Origin of the sequence: Helicobacter pylori (genome assembly GCF_015904775.1) — a bacterium.
In the GTDB taxonomy this organism is placed as follows: domain Bacteria; phylum Campylobacterota; class Campylobacteria; order Campylobacterales; family Helicobacteraceae; genus Helicobacter; species Helicobacter pylori_DM.
The window spans coordinates 124,015-134,096 of record NZ_JADZNC010000004.1; the positions used below are offsets into that span (position 1 = coordinate 124,015).

The 10,082-nt window shown below is 36.9% G+C and carries 9 protein-coding genes and 1 pseudogene; 3 read left to right on the forward strand and 7 right to left on the reverse strand.

The annotated features are described in order from the left end of the window. The 6 genes and pseudogenes from I6852_RS03885 to I6852_RS03905 all read right to left on the reverse strand — a co-directional run bounded on the left by I6852_RS03885 (position 1) and on the right by I6852_RS03905 (position 5,935). Positions 1-1,488, reverse strand: coding sequence for a DUF5644 domain-containing protein (locus tag I6852_RS03885; protein ID WP_197291366.1), 1,488 nt, complete (start codon positions 1,486-1,488; stop codon positions 1-3). Between the two features lie 11 nt (positions 1,489-1,499). Beyond that, positions 1,500-1,988 carry a hypothetical protein gene (locus tag I6852_RS03890; RefSeq protein ID WP_127942213.1) on the reverse strand — a complete coding sequence of 163 codons (489 nt, stop codon included), beginning with the start codon at positions 1,986-1,988 and terminating at the stop codon, positions 1,500-1,502. After that, entirely contained in the window at positions 1,973-3,709 is a 1,737-nt protein-coding gene (locus I6852_RS03895; protein WP_197291365.1) for a M3 family oligoendopeptidase, read from the reverse strand. Before I6852_RS03895 ends, I6852_RS03890 begins: the two co-directional genes overlap by 16 nt. Positions 3,710-3,806: 97 nt before the next feature. Then, the gene (locus I6852_RS03900) at positions 3,807-5,057 is read right to left on the reverse strand and encodes a cation:proton antiporter (protein ID WP_197291364.1); all 1,251 of its coding nucleotides are present in this window, start codon (positions 5,055-5,057) and stop codon (positions 3,807-3,809) included. 152 nt (positions 5,058-5,209) lie between these two features. Further along, a pseudogene (locus I6852_RS07990) lies at positions 5,210-5,391 on the reverse strand (hypothetical protein). Continuing rightward, entirely contained in the window at positions 5,375-5,935 is a 561-nt protein-coding gene (locus I6852_RS03905) for an outer membrane beta-barrel protein (protein ID WP_000595782.1), read from the reverse strand. The pseudogene I6852_RS07990 and the gene I6852_RS03905 overlap by 17 nt, the downstream one beginning before the upstream one ends. A 224-nt stretch (positions 5,936-6,159) precedes the next feature. Here I6852_RS03905 and modA point away from each other — a divergent pair, with 224 nt between their 5' ends. The 3 genes from modA to I6852_RS03920 are packed head-to-tail and all read left to right on the forward strand — an operon-like array spanning position 6,160 to position 8,390. Continuing rightward, positions 6,160-6,900 carry a molybdate ABC transporter substrate-binding protein gene (gene modA, locus I6852_RS03910; protein WP_197291363.1) on the forward strand — a complete coding sequence of 247 codons (741 nt, stop codon included), beginning with the start codon at positions 6,160-6,162 and terminating at the stop codon, positions 6,898-6,900. Positions 6,901-6,921: 21 nt separating this feature from the next. After that, the gene (gene modB, locus I6852_RS03915; protein ID WP_197291362.1) at positions 6,922-7,596 is read left to right on the forward strand and encodes a molybdate ABC transporter permease subunit; all 675 of its coding nucleotides are present in this window, start codon (positions 6,922-6,924) and stop codon (positions 7,594-7,596) included. Next, positions 7,593-8,390: an ATP-binding cassette domain-containing protein gene (locus I6852_RS03920; protein WP_197291361.1), complete on the forward strand. Its 798-nt coding sequence runs from the start codon at positions 7,593-7,595 to the stop codon at positions 8,388-8,390. The genes modB and I6852_RS03920 overlap by 4 nt, the downstream gene beginning before the upstream one ends. 118 nt (positions 8,391-8,508) lie before the next feature. Here the strand turns inward: I6852_RS03920 and gltX are convergent, their stop codons facing one another. Beyond that, on the reverse strand, positions 8,509-9,900 hold the full coding sequence (gene gltX, locus I6852_RS03925) for a glutamate--tRNA ligase (RefSeq protein WP_197291360.1): 1,392 nt from the start codon (positions 9,898-9,900) through the stop codon (positions 8,509-8,511). Positions 9,901-10,082: the final 182 nt, after the last annotated feature.

Here is a 10,082-nt window from a genome sequence, read left to right on the forward strand (position 1 = left end):
TTAAATGAAAGTAACCTTATGATAATGCGTATCAAGCCCTAGAGCTTTTTTGTCTTTTTCCCCCATAGCCATTAGCGCGATTTGAGGTAAAAATAAAGTGGGGGTGTTGTCATTATCTCTTTTATAAACTTTTGAAGCTTTTAAGCTTAAATTTTCAAAAGCGTGAAAAAGCCCTAAAGAATGCACGATTAAAAAATCCGCCCCCAAATCAATCCCCAAATAGCGTAAATGCGCACACTGGAGTAAGCCGCTTGCTTCATTGACTTCTAAAAGGGGGGCGTAATTTTGAAAAGATTCTAAAAAATGGGGGGCTTTTAAATGGATTTTATTGAAAAAATGATCGCTTTGTTTGATGCGAGAAAATTCAGCCCCTAAAAACGCGTCAAAAGGGCTTTTCAATTCCCATGCCAAAAATTCATTAACCCACTCATTAAGATAGACGACCTCAACGCCTTTTTCATAAACAAGCTGGTATTTTTTCAATTTTTCATTGACGGAGTTGGTGATTTCAGGGTTGTTGTCTAAAACTTCTTTAGCATGCAAAATATTCAAATACGCATCTTCTTCGCAAAAAATGAGCGAAACGCCATTGGCTTTAGCTAGAGCCAGATTATACGCAGAGGCCGTGAGGAAATCATGCGTGCTGATAATCTTCCCATAATAGCCCCCATCATAACAAAAAGGCAGATCAATGATTTTTTGCCCCATTTTTTCTAAATAGAGCTTAGCGCTTTTGAGAAGCGATTGTGCGTCTAAATGTTTCGCATAAGCGTTAAAGAGCGCGCAAGTTTTAGGGGGGTTGGGCGTTTTAGGGGGGTTAGAGTTGTATTGAAAAAGGCTTAAAAGGTTTTTAGAAAAATCTTTCCATGGCTTGATTTTGGAATTGGTTAGGATTTCTTGCAATTCATAGATTTCATGGTCAATGTTGTCATCGTTTTTATAGAGATAATGCACCACGCTTAAAAAATTCATCACGCCGCTTTCAGGCTGAGAAATCATCTCTAATAACCGGTTGCGCTCTGTGGGGTAGCGCTTCATCAGCCATTTAACATACAAGAAAAAGCCATCGCCCAGGTATTTAGGGTTCGTTTGGGGGTTGATAAAATTAATTTGAATAAACTTTTCTAATTCTTCTTTTTCGCCATTAGTGATGTAGGGGACTTGTTTGAAAAAATCTTCATAGTTTTTTAAAACCGCCTTTTCATCAATCATCAAGTCTTTTAAAGCGTATCGTTTGGATAGGGGATCTAGCACCCATTCTTTAGAAAAAAACGCCACTAAATCGCTCACTTTAGCGTCTTCAAACACCGCAATTTGGTTGATTTTAAGTGCGATATTTTCATTATAACTCACGCCTTTGAGTTGTTTTAAAAGATCCAAAAGGTATTGATCTTCTTGGTATTCTAAAAAATAAGACTCATAAGCAGGGTTATAGTCCTTGTTGGTTTCAAAACGAAAGACTTTTACATGCAATTTCAAAACGCTCATCAATTAGTCCTTTAGCTTTTGTGTAAATTTTCTAAAATCGCACGGTTTTTGGAATTGGAAAAAAGGGCCTCTTTAGAATCCAACCATTCTTTAGACTCTCGTTCGTCTTTCTTTGGCTCTTGAAGGGGCGGTTCTTCTTTATGGAACACTTCAAGCGAATCGCAACGATTGAATAAAACGGCATTTTCATTTTTTTCTTTGATAAGGATTTGAATGATGCCAGGAAGTTTTACTTGAACCACGCTGCCAATATTGTTAGGGCCAAACCCGGCTTCAAACTGCACGCTTTTTGCATCAATCATCAAGCTTTCTAAGGTGTATCCGGCTAAAACAAACAGCACTAACGCGCCGAATTTTTCATGGATTTCTTTAGGGAGCTTGGGGGAAAAATCGATCGCATCTCTTTCGCACAAAAGGTTGAAACTCAAATGGTTTTTGGACAGAAATTGCAAGTATTCAATACAATGCTTGTTGTTTAAAAGCCTTAATTCTCTTTGCATGCGAGCAACCTTTCAAATTCTTCTAACAAATGACGCACCTCTTGCATGCCAATTTCCCAAAATTCTTTGCTATCAATGTCAAAGCCAAACATGGACACTAATTCTTTAGGGCTTTTTGACCCTCCTAAGCTCAAAAATTCCGTGTAAGTTTTAACAAACTCTTTAGCGTCGCTTTTTTTATAAAGCCCATAAAGCGCTAAAGTCAAAAGCTGCCCATAACTATAAGCGTAGCAATAAAAAGGCGAATGGATAAAATGGGGGATATAGCTCCACCATAAATGGTAGTTTTTAGTGAGTTTCACGCTCTTTTCAAACATTCTTTGGTTTTCTTCAAACCAGATTTGATCAAAATCTTTGGTGTCTAATTCTTCATCCATTTCATGGATTCTTCTTTCAAAATTCGTCATCACCACTTGCCTAAAAAGGGTAGAAAAAATATCCTCTAATTTGCCGGCTAGCATGAAAAGGAGTTCGTCAGATTTTAAACCCTTTTTTAAATGCTCAAAAAACAGCATTTCAGAAAAGACAGAAGCGGTTTCTGCGGTGGTTAGGGGCGTATCCATGTTCAATACGCCTTGTTTTTTGGACAATTCTTGGTGGATCATATGCCCAAATTCATGAGCGATAGTGAAAGCATCTCGGCGGTTTCCTGTGTAGTTTAATAACACATAAGGGTGAGCGCTAGGCACCGCGCCATGGCTAAAAGCCCCGCCTTGCTTAAAGTCTTTAGGGTGTGAATCCACCCAGCCTTCTTTGATCGCTTTAGAAGCGATTTTGTGAAATTCAGGGCTAAAGGCTTTAAGGGTTTTAAGCACTTCTTCTAAAGCTTGAGAGTAAGTCATGGTGATGCTCTCATCGTTTAAAGGAGCGTAGCGATCGTAATCTTTGAGTTTATGCCCTAAAATTTGCGCTTTTTGATGGTAGTAACGATGCACTAAAGAAAAATTAGCGTTCACAATCTCTATCATGCTATCCACGCTCTCTTGCGAGATCTGATTGTCAATGTGGCGGAAACTCTCTTTTTTGTCGTATTTTCTCAGCTTGGTTTCAATAAGCAAGTCTTTACGCACCATGTTTAAAATGTAAGTGAGTAAAGGGCGGGATTTTTCTAACGCTTTGCTGAAAGCTTTTTGGGATTTTTTGCGGATCTTGCGTTTGGGGTTGTGCAAGAGGGCTAAAATTTCTTCCTCGCTTAAATTTTGCTCTTCAAAAGGGATTTTCAAAGAAGAAAAATGCTCATCAAAAAGACGGCTAAACGCACCCACCCCCACAGGCGAAAGGGCTAGGGCGATCTTTTCTTCATCTAAATTTAAGGTGTGCTTTTTCTTTTCTATGAGGTTGTTTAGATAAAAAGCATGGTCTTTGCATTTTTTAATGAAAGCGAGTTGTTTTTTGGCGTCCAAATTCTTGAATTCAATTTCAAAGAATAAAAGGTGTTGTTGGATATTTGCACAAGCCATTTCGCATTGCGAATAAAACTTCGTTTCTTTAGTGTTCTTAGCAAAAAGCAATTGAGCGTAAGTCATCGCTCTAGAGATTTTTTCTGACAAATTTTCGTAATGTTTAAGAGTGTTGGCAAATTTTGTAGCGTCTAAATTCTTAAGGTTATTTTGATAAGCGCTCTCAAATTCTTGCGCTTCTGTTTGTAAGGTTTTTAAAAATTCTTCTGCACTTTCTTTATTTTCAAATAAAGCGCTTAAATCCCATTCTTGTTCTTTCATGAAATCCCCTTTTTATACCAATTTGGAGTTAAAATATGCTTGTATTTTAACATAACACTGACAACACAAGCAAACTTATCATTTGGTTTTTATGCCATTATTTTTTAGCCGGCTCATTTTCTTGGCTCTTTTGGTGCAAAATAAATTGAGCGATAGATTCTAGGTATTTTAAAATAAAAGGGGTTGCCAACATAGAAAAGACCACCATGAGAATAAGGAGTTGGTGGATGTCATTTTGAGCGATATTTAAGATATTTTTTTGGTGCAAAAGACCAAGAATCCCTTTTTTTTCTTGCAAATTAAAGAGCTGGTGCGAGCCTGAATTTAAAAAGATAACAAAAGAAAACTCCCCGATTTGCGCTAAAGAAAGGGCGGTTTTTATGGCAGTTTTAGTGTCTCTAAAAAAACGCAAAAGCGCATAAATGATAGCCGTCTTAAACCCCATCACTAAAATGAGTAAGAAGATGACAACAAAGAATTTCTCCATAAAGAAACTCACATTAATTTGCATCCCTATCGTAATGAAAAAAAGGGCTAAGAAGAGGTTTTTTAATTGCGCAAATTCTTCTTGGACATTGATTTTATAGCGCGATTTAGAAATGGCCATGCCCACAATGAACGCTCCCAAAGACATAGAAAACCCAAAAAAATGGCTCAACCCTGCTGCGCTGCAAACAATCACTAAAATCGTGCCTATAAAAATTTCAGGCAAGCGCGTGTCTTTTGCTTGCTCTAAGATGAGATTAGCCCCTTTTTTTCCAGGCAATAACAAAAGAACTAAAATAATCCCTGCTGAAATAAGGGTTTTAAGAATGAGTAAATTAACATTAGAATCTTTGCTGCCTAGAATTGTCAAAATTAAAAGCATGGGAATGGCTGCAATATCTTGGAAAATCAAAATCCCCACCGCACTCTTTCCCATGGGCGTGCTAAGCTGTTTGGAATCTTCAAAGAATTTCAGCACAATAGCGGTTGAAGAGAGCGAAAGCCCCATGCCTAAAACAAGGGAAAAAATGGGTGAAAGACCCAAAATAAAATACCCCAATAAAAAGGCGATTAAAGCGCATAAAACCACTTGTAAAAGCCCAAAAACCAGCACTTCTTGTTTGATGGATTTGAGCTTGTCAAAATTAAACTCAATGCCTATCATAAACATTAAAAAGACGATACCAAATTCACCAATATCAGACAACAAATTAAAATCATTAATTTTAAAAAAAGCCGCTAAGACCGTTCCTGTGCAAATGTAGCCAATGATAACCGGCATGTCTAATTTCTTTAAAAAGATTCCAAAGCCTACAGCAAGCCATAAGCCAGCAATAACAATATAAAGTGTGCTGTTTTCCATAAAAACCTTTCCCCAGTAGAATCAATTTGTTTTAAAGAAATAAAAGCGAAACTATCCTATTAAATTGAGCCATTAAATAACACTATTGAATAAAATAATATCTATCAAATATATATAAGTAATTTATTATTTAAATCTTACTAAACCCGCTTTCAAACGCCAACACCAAACACCTATTGAGTAAAATAAAAATTGAAACGCTAGGATTATACTGCGTTAAGGCAAACTTTCTATTTATGAAAAAGATTTTTGAACCCCAACCTTTTAAGAGTTGGCCAGGGTTTGATTTGATGAAGAAGAGCGAATGAAAGAATAAACTAGAAAGTGAAGACATAATCCACATACCAAGAATAGTAGCGGATAAGCCCTACATCTTTACTGCCCTGATTGACCATAGGGAATTTCACGCCCGCTTCAAACGCGCTGCGATCCCCAATGCGCATTCTTCCGCCTAAATTCCATAAGAACTGGAATCTCGTTTGATTGACATCATAAGGGAACATCCAAGTGTTTCCGGCTAATTGAACGCCACCGATGAGACCTAGAGCGAATTTATCCAAAGGAATGAGATTGACAATCAAATCGCCACCGCCACCATAGGTGAGCAAATTGGTTTTGGTGTGTTCAGTCCCTGAAGTGTTAAACCAATCTAAAAAGCCATACACCCTAGCCCCAAACCATTTATTGGCAAAGCCTACAAAACCTAATTTGAAATTCAAACCATAAAGATCATTGCCATGGCGCCAATCAGAGTAGTTGCTGTTATAAGGGCCATAACGACCTTGCTGATAACCCGCACCCATGAAAAACCCATTCACTTCGCCAGCCAGCACTAAACTCGCGCTCAAGCTTAAAATACAAGCAATTCTTTTAATCATAATAAATCCTTCTTGTTGAATTAAAGTTACACTCTAAAATCGGTTATTTTTCTAAAAGATTTAATTTTTTATCAAAGATGAGAGTTTTAGAGTGAAAATATTGGTTAAATACTAATAAGTGGGATATACCCACCAACAAACCGCCTCAAACTTTTAAAATACAAATTTTTAAGATACAAATAGGTATAATCAATAACTTCAATCATTTAATCAAAGGGAGTTCTATGAAAAATACTTTCAAAGCGTTTGCCTTTTTAATCGTATTTTTTTCAAGCGCTCTGTTGGCACAGGATTTAAAAATCGCTGCTGCTGCTAATCTCACGCACGCTTTAAAAGCCCTTGTTAAAGAATTTCAAAAAGAACACCCAAAAGACGCTATTAGAATTAGTTTTAATTCTTCAGGCAAACTCTACGCTCAAATCATTCAAAACGCCCCTTTTGATTTATTCATTTCAGCAGATATTGCTAGGCCTAAAAAGCTTTATGATGAAAAAATAACCCCTTTTAAAGAAGAAGTCTATGCTAAAGGCGTGTTGGTTTTGTGGAGCGAAAATCTAAAAATAGATTCTTTAGAAATTCTTAAAGATCCTAAAATCAAGCGTATCGCTATGGCTAATCCTAAACTAGCCCCTTATGGAAAAGCCAGCATGGAAGTCTTAGATCATTTAAAGCTCACTTCCAGTCTTAAATCTAAAATCGTTTATGGCGCTTCTATTTCCCAAGCCCATCAATTTGTCGCTACTAAAAACGCTCAAATAGGCTTTGGAGCGTTATCCTTGATTGATAAAAAAGATAAAAACCTCTCTTATTTCATCATTGATAAAGCCCTTTATAACCCTATTGAACAAGCCTTGATTACCACTAAAAATGGGGCTAATAATCCTTTAGCCAAAGTCTTTAAAGATTTTTTATTCGGCCCTAAAGCCAGAGCTATTTTTAAAGAATACGGCTATATTGTGGATTAAAACGCATAAAAAAGGCGAACAATGGATCATGAGTTTTTGATTACCATGCGTTTGAGCTTTTCTTTAGCTTTTATTACCACCCTTATTTTACTCCCTATAGGGATTTTTTTAGGCTATTTTTTAAGCCTTAAGCGCAATCTTTTAACGAGCTTGACAGAAACGCTTGTGTATATGCCTTTAGTTTTACCCCCAAGCGTGCTAGGGTTTTATCTCCTTTTAATCTTTTCGCCTTCTTCTTTTTTGGGAGCGTTTTTACAAGATGTTTTCAACGTGAAACTTGTTTTTAGTTTTCAAGGGCTTATTTTAGGGAGCGTGATTTTTTCCTTACCCTTTATGGTAAGCCCTATTAAAAGCGCGTTAATTTCCTTGCCCGCTTCTTTAAAAGAAGCCAGTTATAGCTTGGGAAAGGGGGAATATTACACCCTTTTTTTTGTCCTACTCCCTAACATCAAACCCAGTTTATTGATGGCTATCATCACAACTTTTACGCACACTATAGGTGAATTTGGCGTGGTGATGATGCTTGGGGGTGATATATTAGGGGAAACAAGAGTGGCTAGCATTGCGATTTTTAACGAAGCTGAAGCGCTCAATTATTCTAAAGCCCATCAATACGCCTTAACGCTCACGATTATCAGTTTTAGCCTCTTGTTTGTTACCCTGTTTTTGAATAAAAAACAAAGCTCGTTTTTATGATAAAAGCGCGGTTTAAAAAACGCCTTTTAGGATCTAGGGGCGCGTTTGATTTGAATATAGACTTAGAAATTAAAGAAGCAGAAGTTGTCGCTTTATTAGGAGAATCGGGAGCGGGTAAAAGCACGATTTTACGCATTTTAGCAGGGCTTGAAGCGGTGAGTAGCGGCTATATTGAAGTCAATCATTCAGTATGGTTAGACACTCAAAAAAAGATTTTTTTAAAACCACAACAACGAAAAATCGGCTTTGTGTTTCAAGATTACGCCCTATTCCCGCATTTAAATGTGTATCAAAACATCGCCTTTGCTCACCCTAAAGATAAAAATAAAATCCACGAAGTGTTACGCTTAATGCGTTTAGAAAATCTAAGCCAGCAAAAAATTTCTCAACTCTCTGGCGGACAAGCCCAACGAGTCGCTTTAGCAAGAGCTTTAATCGCAGCCAAGAATTTATTGCTTTTAGATGAGCCTTTAAACGCCCTAGATAACGCCTTAAAAAACGAAGTGCAACAAGGTTTGCTTGATTTCATCAAGCGTGAAAATTTAAGCGTGTTATTAGTCAGTCATAACCCAAACGAAATAACCAAACTCGCGCAAACTTTCCTCTTTTTAAACAATGGCGTTATTGATCCTAATCAAGAAAATCGGCTTTTTTCAAACCGCTTGTTGATAAAACCTCTCTTTGAAGATGAAAATTATTGCCATTATGAGATCATTCCTCAAACGATTAGTTTGCCCAAAGATTGTCTGAACCCAACTTTTAAGCTTGATTTCATTCAAAACAAAACATTTTAGAAATATTTTTTTCATTTTTCTCTTAAAACCCTCTTATTTTTCAAAAGGAGTTGTTTAGAACAACCGCTAAAATCAAACTCTTTTATGATTAGCATTCAATGAAAACAGAGCCAATCTTTTAGTTTTTCAAAAACTTTTCTATTCTTTTGACGCTCTCTGTTTTGCCTAAAATAAAAAGCGCTTCTTTAAGGCCTATCCCGCCCCCCTTACCCAAAAGGGCTAATCTTAAAGGCTGCATGAAATTACCCGCTTTAATCTTTTCTTCTTCAATGATTTTGTGCATGGCGTTTTCTAGTGCACTTTCATCGTTGAAATTGGCTTCTTTTAATTCCAGCTTAAATTTTTCTAACAAGGGCATAACGAGCGCTTGATTGAGCTTTTTAAAAACCTTTTCTTCATACTCCATAGGAGCGATTAAAACCTCATCTATTTTAAGGGCCAATTCTTTTAAGGTTTGGGATCTTTCTTTGAGAGCGTCCAATAAGCGATCCAATTGAGCGGGGTTTAAATGCGAGAGATCGCTAAAACTAAAAGGCTTTAAAAGCTTTAATAATTCCTGTGCGCTTTGGTTTTTTAAATAATGAGCGTTGAGCCAATTAAGCTTGTGCCAGCTGAAGCAACTGGGCGAAGAATTTAAATCTTTAGGATCAAAACATTCCAACAATTCTTGCATGCTAAAAATCTCTTTATCTTGATAGCTCCACCCCAAACGCGCTAAAAAATTCACTAAAGCTTCCTTAAGATAGCCCCTTTCTTGATAGTCCATCACATTAGTGGCCCCATGGCGTTTGCTTAATTTTTGCCCTTCTTCATTCAAAATCATTGGCACATGGAAAAAATTAGGGATTTTAAAATTCAAAGCCTTATAGAGAACGATTTGTTTAGGGGTGTTAGAAAGGTGATCATCGCCTCTAATCACATCAGTAATCCCCATTAAAGCGTCATCAATAATAACCACAAAGTTATAAGTGGGCGTCCCATCGCTCCTGGCGATAATAAAATCGTCTAATTCGTTAGTGTTCACTCTCACTTCGCCTTTAACCCCGTCATTAAAACTAATGATTTCATTTTGCGGGACTTTAATCCTTACTACAGGCTCTATGCCTTTAGGGGGCGTGCCCTTAAAATCACGATAGCGATTGTCATAGCGTGGGGTTTCTTTCCTGGCCTTTTGTTCTTCTCTCAAAGCGTCCAACTCATCTTTACTCATGTAGCAATAATAGGCTTTGTCTTCATCTAAGAGTTTTTGAATGTATTCTTTATAAATTTCAAAGCGTTTGGATTGATAGAGGATTTCGCCATCGTATTCTAGCCCCACCCATTTGAAAGCTTCTATAATGGCGTTAGCCGCTTCTATGGAGTTACGGCTCAAATCCGTGTCTTCAATGCGTAAAAAAAACTTTCCTTGATTGGCTCGTGCAAAAAGATAATTGAAAATGGCTGTTCTTAAGCCTCCTATGTGGAGATAGCCAGTGGGCGATGGAGCGAAGCGCGTAACGATCAAACTCATTATTCTAACCTTAAAAATAAAATGCTCTTATTGTATTCAAAAATGGCTTAAAAATGGTTTCACTTTTCTATTATAATTAGTGTATCATTGAGATTATTTTTGATTAGGATCACCCATGCAATTTCAAAAAACCTTATTTTCTTTACCCTTATTATTTTTATCTTATTGTATCGCTGAAGAAA